18 protein-coding genes are annotated in these 16020 nt (G+C 65.5%); 4 read left to right on the top strand and 14 right to left on the bottom strand.

Annotation, left to right across the window (positions count from 1 at the left end):
• Positions 1-76: 76 nt before the first annotated feature.
• A complete protein-coding gene (locus JQ627_RS10890; protein ID WP_212484221.1) occupies positions 77-2143 on the bottom strand; it encodes a pseudouridine synthase in 2067 nt (688 codons plus the stop codon).
• Positions 2144-2261: 118 nt separating this feature from the next.
• Here JQ627_RS10890 and JQ627_RS10885 point away from each other — a divergent pair, with 118 nt between their 5' ends.
• Positions 2262-2720 (top strand): nucleoside deaminase, encoded by a 459-nt coding sequence (locus tag JQ627_RS10885; protein ID WP_212484469.1) that lies wholly within the window; start codon positions 2262-2264, stop codon positions 2718-2720.
• Here the strand turns inward: JQ627_RS10885 and JQ627_RS10880 are convergent.
• The 5 genes from JQ627_RS10880 to JQ627_RS10860 form a co-directional block, all read right to left on the bottom strand.
• Positions 2717-3622 (bottom strand): alpha/beta fold hydrolase, encoded by a 906-nt coding sequence (locus tag JQ627_RS10880; protein ID WP_212484220.1) that lies wholly within the window; start codon positions 3620-3622, stop codon positions 2717-2719. The two genes, JQ627_RS10885 and JQ627_RS10880, sit on opposite strands and share 4 nt — an antisense overlap.
• A gap of 167 nt (positions 3623-3789) precedes the next feature.
• The gene (gene purD, locus JQ627_RS10875; RefSeq protein WP_212484219.1) at positions 3790-5073 is read right to left on the bottom strand and encodes a phosphoribosylamine--glycine ligase; all 1284 of its coding nucleotides are present in this window, start codon (positions 5071-5073) and stop codon (positions 3790-3792) included.
• A 283-nt stretch (positions 5074-5356) separates the two neighbouring features.
• The gene (locus JQ627_RS10870; protein ID WP_212484218.1) at positions 5357-5656 is read right to left on the bottom strand and encodes a transcriptional regulator; all 300 of its coding nucleotides are present in this window, start codon (positions 5654-5656) and stop codon (positions 5357-5359) included.
• Positions 5657-5658: 2 nt separating this feature from the next.
• Entirely contained in the window at positions 5659-6210 is a 552-nt protein-coding gene (locus tag JQ627_RS10865) for a hypothetical protein (RefSeq protein WP_212484217.1), read from the bottom strand.
• Positions 6207-7217 carry an alpha/beta hydrolase gene (locus JQ627_RS10860; protein WP_212484216.1) on the bottom strand — a complete coding sequence of 337 codons (1011 nt, stop codon included), beginning with the start codon at positions 7215-7217 and terminating at the stop codon, positions 6207-6209. Before JQ627_RS10860 ends, JQ627_RS10865 begins: the two co-directional genes overlap by 4 nt.
• Before the next feature lie 138 nt (positions 7218-7355).
• On the opposite strand from JQ627_RS10860, the gene xseA reads away from it, so the two are divergent.
• A complete protein-coding gene (gene xseA / locus JQ627_RS10855) occupies positions 7356-8978 on the top strand; it encodes an exodeoxyribonuclease VII large subunit (RefSeq protein WP_212484215.1) in 1623 nt (540 codons plus the stop codon).
• 148 nt (positions 8979-9126) lie between these two features.
• Here xseA and JQ627_RS10850 read toward each other — a convergent pair whose 3' ends face one another.
• Both JQ627_RS10850 and JQ627_RS10845 read right to left on the bottom strand, forming a co-directional pair.
• Positions 9127-9276 carry a hypothetical protein gene (locus JQ627_RS10850; protein WP_212484214.1) on the bottom strand — a complete coding sequence of 50 codons (150 nt, stop codon included), beginning with the start codon at positions 9274-9276 and terminating at the stop codon, positions 9127-9129.
• Between the two features lie 223 nt (positions 9277-9499).
• Complete coding sequence (locus JQ627_RS10845) at positions 9500-10324, bottom strand: dienelactone hydrolase family protein (RefSeq protein ID WP_212484213.1); 825 nt, start codon at positions 10322-10324, stop codon at positions 9500-9502.
• Between the two features lie 176 nt (positions 10325-10500).
• Here JQ627_RS10845 and JQ627_RS10840 point away from each other — a divergent pair, with 176 nt between their 5' ends.
• Positions 10501-10728 (top strand): DUF2093 domain-containing protein, encoded by a 228-nt coding sequence (locus tag JQ627_RS10840; protein ID WP_014491939.1) that lies wholly within the window; start codon positions 10501-10503, stop codon positions 10726-10728.
• A gap of 16 nt (positions 10729-10744) precedes the next feature.
• On the opposite strand, the gene JQ627_RS10835 is transcribed toward JQ627_RS10840, so the two are convergent.
• Positions 10745-11059 (bottom strand): hypothetical protein, encoded by a 315-nt coding sequence (locus tag JQ627_RS10835; RefSeq protein ID WP_212484212.1) that lies wholly within the window; start codon positions 11057-11059, stop codon positions 10745-10747.
• A gap of 476 nt (positions 11060-11535) precedes the next feature.
• Between JQ627_RS10835 and JQ627_RS10830 the strand changes: the two genes are divergently transcribed.
• The gene (locus JQ627_RS10830; RefSeq protein WP_312015755.1) at positions 11536-11763 is read left to right on the top strand and encodes a hypothetical protein; all 228 of its coding nucleotides are present in this window, start codon (positions 11536-11538) and stop codon (positions 11761-11763) included.
• A 347-nt stretch (positions 11764-12110) separates the two neighbouring features.
• Here JQ627_RS10830 and JQ627_RS10825 read toward each other — a convergent pair whose 3' ends face one another.
• The 5 genes from JQ627_RS10825 to JQ627_RS10805 form a co-directional block, all read right to left on the bottom strand.
• A complete protein-coding gene (locus JQ627_RS10825) occupies positions 12111-12446 on the bottom strand; it encodes a GYD domain-containing protein (RefSeq protein ID WP_011090245.1) in 336 nt (111 codons plus the stop codon).
• A gap of 287 nt (positions 12447-12733) precedes the next feature.
• The gene (gene lpxK, locus JQ627_RS10820; protein WP_212484211.1) at positions 12734-13750 is read right to left on the bottom strand and encodes a tetraacyldisaccharide 4'-kinase; all 1017 of its coding nucleotides are present in this window, start codon (positions 13748-13750) and stop codon (positions 12734-12736) included.
• Positions 13743-15077, bottom strand: a complete 1335-nt coding sequence (locus tag JQ627_RS10815) for a 3-deoxy-D-manno-octulosonic acid transferase (RefSeq protein WP_212484210.1) — start codon at positions 15075-15077, stop codon at positions 13743-13745. Before JQ627_RS10815 ends, lpxK begins: the two co-directional genes overlap by 8 nt.
• Positions 15040-15753: a lysophospholipid acyltransferase family protein gene (locus JQ627_RS10810; protein ID WP_212484209.1), complete on the bottom strand. Its 714-nt coding sequence runs from the start codon at positions 15751-15753 to the stop codon at positions 15040-15042. Before JQ627_RS10810 ends, JQ627_RS10815 begins: the two co-directional genes overlap by 38 nt.
• On the bottom strand, positions 15750-15992 hold the full coding sequence (locus tag JQ627_RS10805) for a DUF4170 domain-containing protein (protein ID WP_014491932.1): 243 nt from the start codon (positions 15990-15992) through the stop codon (positions 15750-15752). Before JQ627_RS10805 ends, JQ627_RS10810 begins: the two co-directional genes overlap by 4 nt.
• Between the last annotated feature and the right edge of the window lie 28 nt (positions 15993-16020).

Genomic DNA, 16020 nt, shown 5'->3' with positions numbered 1-16020 from the left:
CAAGACGTGGATGGCCGGGTCAAGCCCGGCCATGACGACCTGTGGCGGCGCGTCAGCGTCGTATCAACCATTGGCCTTACTCGCCGTCCCGCGGCGTCAGGTCGCGCTTGCCGTGATAGCCGCGCTTGGGGCGGCGCGGCGGGCCGTAGCCGTTGGCCTCTTCCTCGTTGCGCTCGCGCGCTTCCTCGCTGCCGGTCCGCTGCACCAGCACGCGGCGGCCCTTGCGATCGTTGATCACGGCACGCTTGCTGGCGGGCTTCTTCTCGCTCGGCGGGTCGTCGACGCGCGAAGTCGATTTCGAGGGCACGTCGAACTGCGCGCCCGACTTCTCGATCACCTTGTCGCCGAGCTGCTCGCGCAGCACGCGCGACCTGATCTCCTCGACCTGGCCTTCGGGGACCTCGCCGAGCTGGAACGGACCGTAGGACACGCGGATCAGCCGGTTCACTTCGAGCCCGAGATGGGCGCAGACGTTGCGCACCTCGCGGTTCTTGCCTTCGCGGATCGCGAACACCAGCCAGACATTGGCGCCCTGGTCGCGCTCCAGCGTCGCCTCGATCGGACCGTATTTGACGCCCTCGACCTCGATGCCGTTCTTGAGCTCGTCGAGCTGCGCCTGCGTGACGTCGCCATGGGCGCGGACGCGGTAGCGGCGCAGCCAGCCGGTGTCGGGCAATTCGAGCGTGCGCGCGAGCCCGCCGTCATTGGTGAGCAGCAGCAGGCCTTCGGTGTTGAAGTCGAGCCGGCCGATCGAGATCAGGCGCGGCAGGCCTTCAGGCAGATTGTCGAACACGGTCGGACGCCCCTCGGGATCGTCATGCGTCGTCATCAACCCGCGCGGCTTGTGATAGAGAAACAGCCGCGTGCGCTCACGCTCCGGCAACGGCTTGCCGTCGACGGTGACGACATCGTTCTTGGTGATGTCGAGCGCGGGCGAATTGATGACGCGGCCGTTGACGGCGACGCGCCCCTGCGTGACCATCTCCTCGGCGTCGCGGCGCGAGGCAAGGCCCGCACGCGACAGCACCTTGGCGATGCGCTCGCCGGCCTTCTTCGGCTTCGGTGCTTCGTCCCGGCGCGGGCGGCCCTCGAAATCCCGATCTCGGTCCCGATAGGCGCCGCGGCCGCCGAAAGCGGGGCGCTTCTCGAAGATCCTGCTGTCGTCCTCGTTGTCGCGGCGCGGACGGTCGCCAAAACGACCTTCACTGCGCGGATGCTCGTGCCAGTCGGAGCGGCCCTCGGAGCGCTCGCGCGGCCGATCGAATTTCGGCCGGTCGCGGAACGGACGATCGCCCGATGCACGGTCGTCGCGCGAGCGCGAAAAGCGCGGACGGTCCTCACCGCGGCCACCATCGCGACGATCGTCGCGCTTCTGCCAGGGCTTGTCCTCACCGCGATCGCGACCGCCAAAATCCTTGCGCGGCCCGCGATCCGGTCCGCCTCGCGAAAACTTCCGGTCCTCGAATTTGCGTTCGGGGCGCTCGCCACGCGGCGCGCGATCACCGCGATCGAAATTCGGGCGGTCGCCACGCGGCTTGAAGCTGCGCTCGCCACGATCCTCGCGCGGCCCGCGATCCCCTCCCCGCGAAAATTTTCGTTCGCCGTCGAACTTGCGTTCCGGCCGGTCGCCGCGCGGCGAATAGGGCCGCTTGTCGCCGAACTTCTTGTCGCCGGTCCGGCCGGCCGGACGGGAGTCGTCGCGGTCCCGACTGCGCGGCGGACGATCGTCGCGGCCATGGGACGGGCGATCACCGCGCGGCTTGAACGAGCGCTTCTCGCCGTCGCGCGAAGAGCGATCGGAAAACGGACGGTCGCCACGCGGCTTGAAGCTGCGCTCGCCGCGCCCCTCACCGCCGCGATCGTCGCGCTTGAATTTCGGACGGTCGCTGAAATCGCGGCGCGGGGCATCGCCCTCCTCGCGGCGACGGAACGGACGGCTCTCACGGTCGCCACGGGCCGGGCGGCTGTCACGGTCGCCACGGGCCGGGCGGCTGTCGCGATCACCCTTGCCCTCGAAGCCGCGCTTGGCGAATTTCTTCTCGGGGCCGCGCGCCTTGCCGGAACGGCCCTTGGATGGGCCCTTGGCCGGGCCGCGGTCACGCCGGCCGCGGGAATCGTTGTCTTTGTCGCTGTCGCGAGGCATGAATAATCTCACTCAGGGGTGGCGCGAGAGCATTGTGCGCGCTCGTTCCGAGCCGCACGCTCAGGCAAAACCGGTATTCACTCTTGCTGAAGGCGGAGCTACTAGCAGGTTTCTGGCAATGATACGAGGCATGAAAGCCCCTTCTTTCATGGATTTGGCGCTCAAGACGGCCGAAAACGCCGGAAAATCGGGCGAAGTTCCGATCGGGTGCGTGGTGGTCCGGAATTACGAGGTCATCGCCACCGCGGCGAACCGGACGCTGACCGATCACGACCCGACGGCCCATGCCGAGATCATTGCGCTGCGCGAGGCGGCCAAAAAGATCGGCAGCGAGCGCCTGGTGGACTGCGACCTCTACGTGACGCTCGAGCCCTGCACCATGTGTGCGGGCGCCATCTCCTTTGCAAGGGTCCGGCGGCTCTATTACGGCGCCGCCGATCCCAAGGGCGGCGCGGTCGAGTCTGGCGTGCGATTTTTTGCCTCGCCGACCTGCCATCACGCGCCGGACGTCTATTCCGGGGTCGGCGAGAGCGAGGCGGCGCGACTGCTCAGGGAGTTCTTTCGGGAGCGGCGCTAAGGCGCGAGGAAGAACTCGCGCAGCGCCTTTGCGGTGACGTCGGGGTTTTCCTCGGTGAGGAAGTGGCCGGAATCCACCGGCATGCCGTCCACGTTCGTCGCCCACTGCTTCCAAGTGTCGAGCGGCGTTGCGGCGGCCTGGGCGATGCCGGCATTGCCCCATAGTGCGAGCATCGGGACGGTGATCTTCTTGCCGGCTTCGAAATCGGTCTTGTCGAGGTCGTAATCGAAATAGGCCCCGGCGCGGTAGTCCTCGCACATCGCATGCACGCGGGCGGGATCGCGGAACGGCGCGATGTAGTGTTCGAGCGCGCGCTCGTCGATGGCGTCGAGCGTCTTCGACTTGGTCTGGCTGGCCATCTTGAAGCGCAGGAAGAACTCGCCATTGCCCGAGATCAGCGTTTCCGGCAGCGGCGCGGGCTGCGCCAGAAAAGTCCAGTGGTAGATCTTCAGCGCGTAGGCGCGGTTCATCCGCTCCCAGTAATTATAGGTCGGCAGGATATCGAGCACGGCGAGCTTCGACAGCCGGCCGGGATGGTCGAGCGCGAGGCGATAGGAGACGCGGCCGCCGCGGTCGTGGCCGGCGAGCGCGAAATGCACGTGGCCGAGTTGCTCCATCGCCTCAACCATAGCTTTTGCCATCGCGCGCTTGCTGTAGGGGGTGTGCAGCGCGTCGCTCCCGGGCATGTCGGACCAGCCATAGCCCGGCAGATCGGCGATGATCAGCGTGAACTTGTCGGCCAATTGCGGCGCCACGCGGTGCCACATCACGTTGGTCTCGGAGAAGCCGTGCAGCAGCAGCAGCGGCGGCCCCTTGCCGCCGACGCGGGCGAAGATGCGGCCCAAGGAGGTGTTGATCCATTCGGAAGCGAAGCCGGGATAGAGATCGGCGAGATCGGACATGGGTTCCATCACCTCAGAACAAAAATGTCGAAAACAACCCCATGCACAGTAGCACGGCGCCATCGGCGAGGGACGCTAAGCCCAACAACCGATTGCGCATTTTTGGAATCTCGATGTGGCGGAGCCGTGACGCCGCTTGCTTTGCCCGGCGACCGGAAAAAACGCCGTCAGCCCTTGGCCTTCTCGGCTTCCACCGCCTGCCAGCCGATGTCCCGGCGGCAGAAGCCTTCCGGCCAGTTGATGCGGTCGACAGCCTGATAGGCGCGCGCCTGCGCCTCCGTCACGGTCTTGCCGAGCGCACAGACATTGACCACGCGGCCGCCGTTGGCGAGGATCGCGCCGTCCTTCTCAACCGTGCCCGCGTGGAAGATCTCGACGGTCTCGACCTCTGAGGCGTCATCGAGGCCCTCGATGCGCGTACCCTTCTGATAGTCGCCGGGATAGCCCTTCGCCGCCATCACCACCGTGAGCGCGGATTCCGGATACCAGCGCAGATCGAAATGCTTCAACTCCCCGTCGCAGGCGGCGATGAACGCCGGCACGATGTCGGACATCATGCGCAGCATCAGCACCTGGCACTCGGGATCGCCGAAGCGCACGTTGAACTCGAACAGTTTTGGTCCCTGCGTCGTCAGCATAATCCCGGCGTAAAGGATGCCGCGGAACGGCGTGCCACGCTGCTTCATGCCGGCAACCGTCGGCAGGATGATCTTGGCCATGATCGCGTCGTGGATCGCGGGCGTGACCAAAGGCGTCGGCGAATAGGCGCCCATGCCGCCGGTGTTCGGGCCGACGTCGTGGTCGAACACGCGCTTGTGGTCCTGCGCGGAAGCGAGAGGAATGGCGGTCTCGCCGTCGCACAGCGCGAAGAAGCTGATCTCGCGGCCCGGCAGAAATTCCTCGATCACGACCTCGGCGCCGGCCTCGCCAAAGGCGCCCTCGAACATCATGGCGATGGCGTCCTCGGCCTCGCGCACGGTCTTGGCGACCACGACGCCCTTGCCGGCGGCAAGGCCGTCGGCCTTGACCACGATCGGCGCACCCTGGCTCTGGACGTAATCGCTGGCGTCCTTGGCGTTGGTGAAGCGCTTGTAGGCGCCGGTCGGAATGCCGAATTCCGTGCAGAGCGCCTTGGTGAACCCCTTGGAGCTTTCGAGCTGGGCAGGGATCTTGTTCGGCCCGAACGCCTTGATGCCGGCGGCGGTGAGGTCGTCGACGATGCCGGCGGCAAGCGGCGTCTCCGGACCGACCACCACGAGCCCGACTGCATTCTTTTTGCAGAAATCGATCACGGCCGCATGGTCGGCGACGTCGAGCGCCACGCACTCCGCCTCGCGCGCGATACCGGCATTACCGGGCGCGCACCAGAATTTGGTCACCAGGGGGGAGGCTGCGATCTTCCACGCCAGGGCATGTTCGCGGCCGCCGGAACCGAGCAGGAGAATGTGCATCGAGGGCTCGAAAAAAGGGGTTTGCTGGACGCGAGGTCGCACGAATCGCGGCGCGTCTCAAGGGGTGTTGCCCCACCCTCCCCGTCATTCCGGGGCGCGCGCGCTTCGCTGTTTCCCTTCTCCCCTTGTGGGAGAAGGTGGCGCGAAGCGCCGGATGAGGGGTCTCCACCCGCGGAAAGACTTTTTGATGAGGAGTGAACCCCTCACCCTAGTGAGGCTGCGTCTACCGTCCTCGCTGCCCTCTCCCGCAAGGGGAGAGGGCGCAATAATCGGCATCGCAGCGCTAGCCCTGCTTCCCCGCAATGATCTCCTGCAACGTTGCCACGTGCCGCGCGAAGGCGCCGCGGCCGGTTGCGGTCGCGGTGACCGTGGTTTGCGGCTTCTTGCCGACAAACGCCTTGTCCACCGAGACGTACCCCGCCTTGGCCAGGGTCTCGATATGCGCGCCGAGATTGCCGTCGGTGGCGCCGGTCAGCTTCTTCAGCCGGGCGAATTCGAGGCCCGCCGCCGCCGGGAGCGCGTTCAGCGCCGCCATGATCTTCAGGCGCAGCGGTTGATGGATGATGTCGTCGAGCTCGGCCATGTCTAGCTCCGCCGCATCCAGAGGCCACCGACGAACAGCCCGCCGCCGTTGACGACCGCCATCCACAGCAGGAACGGCATGCCGGGAATGTAGACATATCCGATCAGCGTCAGCGCGATGATCGAGGCGCCGATCACGATGAAGGCCGTGCCGAACCACACGCCCGCCAACATGTAGAACAGCATGATGTAGACCGGCCAGAACGTCGTCTGCTGGCGCGGCGTGAATTGGCCGAAGACGCAGCAGAAGATGCCGAAGGCAACGATGAACAGGAACGTCAGCAGATAGCGGCGGTCGAACGTACGGATGCGGGATCGCGCATAGTTATAGGCATTGATGGCGAAGAGCCCGGCGGTCGCGAGGACGTAGACGCCGATCCAGAAAGAGAGCCCATAGCGCGGCCAGAGCCAGCTGGAGATGTTGCCGGCGAAGACGAGCACGCCCCACATCAACATGACGAGACTTGAGACCTGGTAGATCTGCGACTGCCGCACGCGGCGGACGGTATCGTTGATGTCCGCCAGCGCGTCCGTGGCTTGCTTGCTGTCGATCATGACTGCCCGCTCCCGCGGGTTGCCACGTCCTCGGCGATCGCCGAGACCGCCTTCGGATTGGTGACCATGCCCATGTGGTTGATGCCGTCGAGCACCTTGACGTCGACCGACGGTTTTGTCGCCTGCACGGCCTCGGCATATTTGCCCGAGATCATCATCTCGTCCTCAGCGCCGCCGAAGATCGTCAGCGGATGCGTCACGGCCGGCAGATCGAGGCGATAGCCGCGCGTCGCAAAGTTGCGCATGAGGCGATCGGAATAGGTCGGCACCAGGATCCGCTCGGAGTTCGGCGGCACCGCGAAGGCGAGCACCGGGAGCTGCGAACAGCAGTCGATGCCGAGCTTGCGCAGCGCGGCGAGAGCGAAAAGGCGCGGCAGGTCGGCATTGGCCCAGCCGCCGGAATGCGGCTTGTTGGTCGGCGCGTCGTAGCCGAGATAGGGCGCGATCAGGACAGTGCGGACGAACAGGTCCTGAATGATGGGCGTCGCGGCGATACGCAGCGAGAAGCCGGCGCCGGCGGAATGGCCGATCAAGGTCAAGGGCAAATCGGGCGCGGCCTTACGGACATGAGCGACGAAGTCGACGAGATCATCCTCGAGCTGACCGACATAGCCGATGTCGCCGCGCGTGCCCGAGGCGCCGTGCCCGCGCATGTCCAGCGCCCAGGTCTCGACGCCGCGCGTGGCCAGCGCCGCCGTCAGCGCGTGATTGACCGTGGCGGAGGAGGCCGAGGAGCCATGGATGAAGATGGCGCCGCGGTCGGTGGCCATTCCCTTCGGCGCGTAGTGGCGGAAGCCGAGCCAGGTGCCGTCGCGAGCCTGGAAGCGCTCCAGCGGCGGGAGGGTGGACCAGTCGATCCCCTTGGCGGAGTCCGAGACAGAGCGCATCTCGGCAGGCCGCTCCAGCGGCGTCGCGATCAGGGCGGTGAGCAGCAGCGCGACCGCGCCGACCGCGCATAGCCCCCATTTCAGCACGTTCAGAGCACCTCGCAGCAATCGCACCGCCATGACGCAAACTCCGTTAAATCGCCCTTCAATAGAGAACTCTATATTGCAGAGTACTCTTTAGATCAATCCCCGGATTGGCGCCGCGCGGCGAAAATCCTTAACGTCGGGTCCGACCCCAAAATGCCGAATCGTTTGCCTATGCCGCCTGCGGAACCACTGCTCAACGCCCCCGAATTCACCGTCTCCGAGCTCTCACAGTCCCTGAAGCGGACGGTCGAGGACGCCTTTGGCCATGTCCGCGTCCGCGGCGAGATCTCTGGTTTCCGCGGCGCCCACTCCTCCGGCCATTGCTATTTCGCGCTCAAGGACGAGAGCGCCAAGATCGAGGCGGTGATCTGGAAGGGCGTGCACGGGCGCATGCGCTTCAAGCCCCAGGAAGGGCTCGAGGTCATCGCCACGGGCAAGCTCACGACCTATCCGGGCTCATCCAAGTACCAGATCGTGATCGAGGCGCTGGAGCCCGCCGGCATCGGCGCGTTGATGGCGCTGATGGAGGAACGCAAGAAGAAGCTCGCCGCCGAAGGCCTGTTTGACGAGGCCCGCAAGCAGCTCTTGCCCTGGCTGCCCGAGGTGATCGGCGTCGTGACCTCACCAACCGGCGCCGTCATGCGCGACATCCTGCACCGGCTGGAAGACCGCTTTCCCCGCCGCGTGCTGGTGTGGCCGGTCAAGGTGCAGGGCGAAGGCTCGGCCGAGCAGGTCGCGGCCGCGATCCGCGGCTTCAACGCGCTACCCGAGGGCGGCAAGATTCCGCGGCCCGACGTGCTGATCGTCGCGCGCGGCGGCGGCTCGCTGGAGGACCTCTGGTCGTTCAACGAGGAGATCGTGGTGCGGGCTGCGGCCGAGAGCATGATCCCGCTGATCTCGGCGGTGGGACATGAGACCGACATCACGCTGATCGACTTCGTCGCCGACAAGCGCGCGCCGACGCCGACGGCGGCAGCCGAGATGGCGGTGCCGGTGCGCAGCGACTTGTTCGTCGAGGTCGCCGATCTCGGCCGCCGCACCCGCGCCTATTGGCAGCGCGCCCAGGAGAGCCGCCGCAGCGAATTGCGTGCCGCCACGCGCGCGCTGCCGGCAGCCGGCGACCTGCTCGCGATCCCGCGGCAGCGGCTGGATTCGGCGGGCGCGTCACTGCCCCGCTGCCTCAAGGCCAACACGCACGCGCATTTCCGCAGGTTTACCGCCGCCAGCGCCAAGCTGACGCTGCGGGTGCTGCACGGGCAGATATCGCAGGCCGATCACCGCCTCACCGTAAGCGGCGAGCGGCTCGGCCTGTCCGCGCGCTCGCTGCTGCGGCGACGGCGCGACCGCTTTGCCGGACTCGAGGTGCGCTTGCGCGCCTCAAAACTCTCCAACGCGCAGGCACAGCGCAACGCGATTCTCCGCCAGCGCGAGCGCACGCATCGTCTGGCCGAGCGTGCGGGCCGCGCGCTTGTCACGCTGTTGCAGCGGCTGGATGCCCGCGTCGAGAACAGCGGCAAGCTGCTCTCCGCTTTGTCGTATCGCGGCGTGCTCGCGCGCGGCTTCGCCTTGGTGCGGGATGAAGCCGGCCATCCCCTGCATTCGGCGGACGCAATCGGCCCCGGCGCACGCGTCGAGATCGAGTTTGCAGATGGACGCGTGGGTGCGACCGCGGATGCGGATCGTGCGGCGCCGACGCCAAAGCGTGCGCCGTCGCAAGCAAAGCCGGCCGCACAGGACGCAAAGCCCGCGGCGAAGCGCGTGGCGAAGCCGGTGGATCAGGGCAATCTGTTCTGAGGCGCGAGGGCGGCTTGGAGTCGCCATGGCGAGCACTCTCATCCTCGTCATTGCGAGGAGCTCTTGCGAACGAAGCAATCCAGAGTCCCTCAACGGAAAGGATTCTGGATTGCTTCGCTGCGCTCGCAATGACGGAGTATGCGGCGGCCTATCGGCAGGACAATCCCGCGTCGATCGTGGTCCAGAAGCCGCAATGTTCCGCCGCGCGTTGCGGCGCGCCGGCGTGGGCTTCGAACAGGAAGATCGCGACGGTGAAGACGATCAGTGCGGATGAGAAGAGGACGAAGCGGTTGCGCATGAGGACTGCGTTTAATCGACATCATGGTCGAATGATGGCGCCGCCACGTGCTGAAACCACAGCGACACGCGATACGTAGATTCACGGTCGGCCATTATCCGTGCAGGGCGGTGGTCGATGCGGGGCTGTCCGCCAAATTTGTTCCTCGGGCGGCCCCGCTTCCGCCTTCGCTCTAGCGAGCTACGGCGGGACAAGTCCGCTCCGCCGGGCGACGAGACCATCGCTACCGCGCCAGCCACTCCGCGACTTCCCGCTGCGACTCCGCGCGTGCCTCGGCGTCTGTGCCGAGATGGCCGTGCTCGGGCGCGCCAGCGTCGATGGTACCGGCAGCAGCGTGCAGCGGCGTATTGGCGCGGTCGAAATCGTGATAGGCGTCGGGATAGACCACGATGCGCGTAAGCGCGCTGCGGCCGCGGGCGCCGTCGACCATCTGGCGGCAGGCCGGCGGCGACGAGACGTCGTCATTGGCGCCGATCAACACCAGGGTCGGCACCCGCGCGCTCCAGCCGAGGCCGGCGGAGATCCGGCAGTCCGGATAGAACGCAATCGCGGCGCGAAAATCCGGGCCCAGATCGCGCGCTGCGCTCTGCGGGCGCACGGCCCAGAGCAGCGCGCTGGCGCCGTTTGCCCAGCCGATCAGGCTGACACGATCGCGCGCCACCCAACTCTGCTTCATCAGCCAGGCGCGCGATGCCGCGATGTCGGCAACGCGCTCGCGGCGCGCCTTGATGTGGCTCTCCTTGACGCGGCATTGCGGCCCGAGCTCGCGCGAGCCGTAGCTGTCCGGCAGCAACACGGCGTTGCCTGATCTCAGCAATTGCAGCGCCCAGTCGCGATAGCGCGGCAGTACCGGTTCGGAATGATTGCCAAGGCCGCCGCAGCCGTGCAGCGCGATCACGGTCGGAAACGGCCCCTCGCCTTCGGGCTTGTAGAGCTGCGCATGCAGGATTCCGGACGACAGCGGAATGTCGATCTGCTGCGGCGCCGGCGCGGCGTGCGCGGCCGACATCAGGAGCATCAGGAACAGGGTAGTCAGTCGAAGGCGCATCGGACTCTGCCGTTGGATCCTTCGTCCAAGCACTATCACGCGGAAACGGCGCCAAAACATCACAAACCGGTGGGTTTACCGGGCGGACAAGCCACCCTATCTATGCTACATCCGGTCCAACACATCGTGCCCTCCAGGGTTTTCCACGGAGAGGCCTTCCACGGAGACTTTCGACCGTGCTGAACAAGTTCGGCCCCTCGGGCCATGGCGAAGCGCAGGTGCAATATCTCGATGGCGACTTCCGCGTGATCTCGCCGGGGACCTTCGTGCGCTGCGCGATCACCGACACGCGCATCCCGCTCGACGAGTTGAAGTACTGGAGCGTGGACCTGCAAGAGGCCTACGCCACCCCTGCCGCCGTGTTGCAGCGGCATTTTCCTGGCGCGCTGAAGCCGCAGCCGTGAGGCCACCGGCACGCGACTATTGCTGTTCCGTGCCATCGCCGCCCACACAGGTCCTGATAAAACTCTTCCTGGGCTCGCCGACAACCTTCTGATCGATGGCCTGCTTCAGGCAATCCACCCGCGCCTGCGCCATGCACAGCTGCATCTGATCGCGCTTGTCCTGGCCCTTCAGGCTTTGCGTCGTTGCAAGACATGTGACGCGCTTGGTCGCAGGAACTGGCACCGTGCTGATTGGAGCAGCGGGCCCCGCCGGCGGCGTCGGCTGCGCAAACACGGGCGCAATGACCAGACACACAAGGCTGGCAGCGACGGCTGCGGATGGCAGTTTCATCGGATTCTCCTGATCGACTGGAACCGATAGGCGCGTTGCGATGAATGTCGCCTGAATGGCAGGCTGCTGCAGGATGGGCACAGCGGGGCCTGCCGACGCAGTACGAGCGATACAGCTTTTCGCGCGGCATGGGGATGGCGACGATGTTCGCGCGCACCTGAACTGTGCGTCTCACAGCCGAAATGATCTCCGTGGTGCCGATCCGCGTTGCATCGAATAGCGCTTGCACTCCCTGGTGAGTCATTTCGCGCTGTGGTTGGATTCCTTGCTGCGATTCGGCGCCCTTAAGTTGTTCGACGAAGTTCTGGTGAAACAGAGGGCTGCTAAACTGCATGTTAGGTAATTGGCCCTGCTCCTTTATCGCGCAGACAATCAAGTCAACCAAACGGCCATCGAGCTTTGGAATTGGCGCAGTCTGTGAACGGGCTCATATCGAAGAGCCATCTGACGGGCTACGATCACCTCGAAAATTCGCGGTGGAATATTTGCAAATCGAAAGTCAAAGGATGGGGGTGATCATGCCCACCATACTAGACATGCTCTATCGTGAATATTGCCGCGCCCGTCTCGCTGAAATGCGGAAACAGCTTCTGATCACAGCTCAACGCTCTGAAGCTCCCGAAGCGCATCATCATCTTGCGGATCAGGGTGACGATGAGAGGACGGACGCACAACGCAAGACCGGTCACGGCTTGTCGCATTGAAGCGGCTCCGAGACCGGCGGACTCTCCCGCGTAGCAGTGACCAAGCAATTGGCGGCAGTTTGGGAGCAAGCGATGAATACACCTGAATGCTATACTGTCATGGTGACCTGCGTCTCGTGCCTGACCATCATCGGAATGATGGCCGTTGGAGCCTGGTGAGTGGACTGACCGCTGAATCGTTCAGTCGGCCCCATGGCGCCGGACGCAGCACGCGGCGTACCGCATCGTCCATCAATGGTCGCCGGAAGGCCTTGGCCTCACGTCGGTTTGCAGAATTGATTCTTGCTGTGACGTGAGCGTTGCCGCCGCTTGATACGACTGCGGCGGCTTCGCTTCGGATCCGGATGTCAGCCTCCGGGCGGGGTATACGAAGAACGCAGTTTCGCCGCGTTCTGGCGGACCTGCTTGATCTCGTCCTGCGTGAACAACCTGGTCAGCTTCACGTTCTGCAGGGTACCCGCCGTGACGGTCAGACCGGAAATGGCCGGAGCCGCGCTCGGATCAGGCACATCGAAAATCACCAAAACGCCTGGGCCGTCGGCCGCAACGCTGTACATCGAAATCAGCTTGCCCCCGGCCGCTTCGATCAGTTTTCTCGCCGCCTCCTGGCGATTGGTCGTGGGATTTTCCAAAATGGCGTTGAGAGCGCGTGGTGTGTATTGTCCAGTGAGGCAAAAATGCATGGCATGTTCTCCTCTGAGCTTTTGGCAATAACTCTCCTGCCGTTCCGAACTGATCGTAACGGTCTCGCATCTGAAATGATGAAGGTACGTTGCCCGCCGTGGGCATAAACGCCGCCGATGATTGCCGGGAGTTCGGCACGTCCCGGTGACGGCTCTCATGCAAGGCTACATCAACTCCCGAACGTGCGGAAGACAATTCATCCGCCGCGACATGTCGCCCCGATCTATTGTCGCATATCGCGCGCGGTGTTCGGCTACGGCGGAGTCGCTTTGCCCAGCCAGCGAGATCATCGCCTGCTGAACCGCCGCTCGCGCGCCTTGTAGAGATGATCGCTGATCAATTGCCGGAGCGCTGCCGGATCATCGAATTCGAGCTGCACCGCGAACGGCACAATGCCGTCGGGCGCGCCCTCGCGGCCGCGCAGGCGCGCAAGATCCTTTTCCGTCGTCACCAGCGTGAGTTGCTCGCGCTGTGCCTCGGCTGCGAGCGCGGCGATCTCGTCCTGCGAAAACATGTGGTGATCGGCGAAGGGGCGCGTGCGCGCGACCTCGATACCGCAGGCGCGCAAGCTGCGGAAGAAACGCTCGGGATCGCCGATGCCGGCGAACGCAAGGACTCGTTTGCCGAAGAGCTGCGCGACCGAGGCCGCATCCGGCTTCAGGCGCGCGCGCAGCTCCGGCTTGTTACGCTTCGCAAGCTCCGCCGCGACATCGTCGGCGGCATGGCCATTGCCGATCAGCACCAGCGCATCGGTGCGCGCGAGCTGCGCCTTCAGCGGCGCGCGCAAGGGACCGGCCGGAAACACCTTGCCGTTGCCGAGGCCGCGCTCGCTGTCGATCACGATCAGGGAGGCGTCCTTCAGCAGGCGCGGGTTCTGAAAGCCGTCGTCCATCAGGATCACGGTCGCGCCCTGCGACTTCGCGAGCGCGACGCCTTCGAGGCGATCGTGCGCGACCGTAACAGGAACGTCGCGCACCATCATCAGCGGCTCGTCGCCGATGTCGGAAGCGGTGTGGCGCTCGCGGTCGACCATCACCGGCCCCTTGAGGCGTCCGCCATAGCCGCGGCTGAGCACCACCGGCGTCTCGCCGAGCTCGCGCAACAGCTTCGTCAACGCGAGCACGGTCGGCGTCTTGCCGGCGCCGCCGACATGGTAGTTGCCGACGCAGATCACGGGGATGCCGGCGTCAAAGCCCTTGCGCAGCATGCGCCGTTCGGTGATCGCGCCATAGAGCAAGCCCAACGGCCGTAACGCATGAGACTTGAAGGAACGCGGCCGGTACCAGAAGGCCGGCTCACGCATTGGCGGCCCCCATCTCGATCCGCAGCTGCAACAAATAGGGCTCGAGCGCGGTCATGGTACGATTGAGCGCACCGCCGAGATCCTCGACCACGCCAGAACCTGCGCGCTGCATCTTGTCGCGCAACGTGGGATCGGCCAGCAACTGGCCGAGCTGCTTGACCAGAGCCTCCTGCGTGTCGGTCTGGCGCGCACCGCCGCTGCTGTCGAGCGCCTCGTAGACGTCGGCGAAATTGAAGACGTGCGGACCATGGACGATCGCGGCACCGAGCTTGATCGCCTCGATCGGATTCTGGCCGCCATGGCGGATCAGCGATCCGCCCATGAACACGACCGGCGAGAGGCGGTAGAACAGGCCGAGCTCGCCCATGGTGTCGGCGACATAGACGTCGGTCGCGGCCGTCGGCAATTCCCCGTGCGAGCGCAACGCCGACTTCAGGCCCGACGCCGTGATCAAGCCCGCGATCGAGGCGCCGCGATCCGGATGCCGCGGCACGATCACCGTCAGAAGCTGCGGAAAGAAACCGACGAGGCTGCGATGCGCCGCGACCAGCATCTCGTCCTCGCCCGGATGGGTCGAGGCCGCGACGATGATCGGGCGGCCGCGCGTCATCGCCATCAGCCGTTCGAGTTTGGCGGGATCGGCCGGCGGCGCCAACACGTCGAGCTTGAGATTGCCTGTCGTGACGACGTCGCGGCCGCCGAGCGCGGAGAAGCGCTCGGCATCGGTCTTCGATTGCGCAAGGCAGATGTCGAACCGCGACAGCAGCGCCGAGATGGTGCCGTACATCCGCCGCCAGCGCGGGAAGGAGCGCGGCGACATCCGCCCGTTGATCAGGACCATCGGCACCCGGCGCGTTGCGCCCGCCAGGATCAGGTTCGGCCACAAATCGGATTCGATGAACAGCGCCAGCGACGGCTTCCAGTGATCGAGGAAGCGCGCGACATAGCGCGGGGAATCATACGGCACGTATTGATGGATGACGTCGGGCGGAAAGCGCTTTGCGACGACGGCGGCGGAGGTGACGGTGCCGGAGGTGAGCAGGATGCGCAGATTGAGGTCGCGCAGGCGCTCGATCAGCGCCGCTGCGGCGAGCACCTCGCCGACGCTGGCGCCATGAATCCAGACCAGGGGGCCGTGCGGACGCACGTCCCGGGACAGGCCCCGCCGCTCGCCGACGCGGGCGGGATCCTCCTTGCCCTGCTTCAGCCGCCGCTTGATCAGCGCCGGCGCAAGCGGCACCAGGCCCGACGCCAGGCGCCGGTACATCCGCAGCGTTATCGGCAGCGAATTAGCCATCTTGGGGCCCCGGACGGCCGAGTTGCGCATAGGCGCGGCGGGTCGCCTCGTTCAAGGTCTCTTCCAGCTCCAGCCGCAGCGCTTCCATGGTGGCGGCGTCGGCATCCGGCGGCACGTGGATTTCCTTGATGCCGACCAATGCGCCCCGCCCAAACGGCAGGTTGATGGTGGTGCGATCCCAGTTCTTGAGCCGGATGAAGCGGCTGGTCGCCATCGCGAAAGGCATGATCGGCCGCCCCGATTCCCGTGCCAGCATGATGATGCCGAGCCCGGCCACGCGCGAGCGCTTGGGGACATCGGCGGTCAGCGCGACATTACAACCGTCCTGGAGCGTGTGCACCATTTCCCTGAACGCCCCCACCCCGCCCTTGCGGTGGAAGGCACCGCCGTGGTCCCCGGAACCACGGATCAGGCCGATGCCGAGCCGCTCGACGGCGATTGCGTTGAACTCGCCGTCGCGATGCCGCGAGATCAGGACCTTAGCCCGGTAGGACTCCTTTTTCTTGATGAAGGGCGTGAGAAAATGCTGGCCGTGCCAGAAGGCGAAGATCGCGGGAATCTGCGGCTCGACGATCTCATAGACATCTGGCGGATCAAACGTGAATTTGTTGGTCCGCCAGACCAGACGCAGATATTCGGCCGCCAGAACCCCGACGGCACGCTGAAGCCAGCTGCTTCGCAGCGTATTGCGAAGCAGTTTTTTCAACGCGCCGGTTCTTGATTCGGGTCGAGCAGCCGATGGAGATGGACGATGAAATAGCGCATCTGCGCGTTGTCGACCGTGCTCTGCGCCTTGGCGCGCCAGGCGACGTGAGCGGACGCATAGTTCGGGTAGAGGCCGACGATCTCGACGTCGTCGAGGTTCTTGAAGGTGTTGTGCTCGAGATCGAGCAGTTCGCCGCCGATGACGAGATGCAGCAATTGTTGCGGGGCACTATCTGGCATGGGTTCTGTTCCTAACGGGCTGCCCGGC

It is taken from the genome of Bradyrhizobium liaoningense (genome assembly GCF_018130785.1).
Classification (GTDB): Bacteria; Pseudomonadota; Alphaproteobacteria; order Rhizobiales; family Xanthobacteraceae; genus Bradyrhizobium; species Bradyrhizobium liaoningense_A.
Note: the sequence above shows the minus strand (reverse complement) of the source record. Positions and strands in the feature narration are given on the sequence as shown.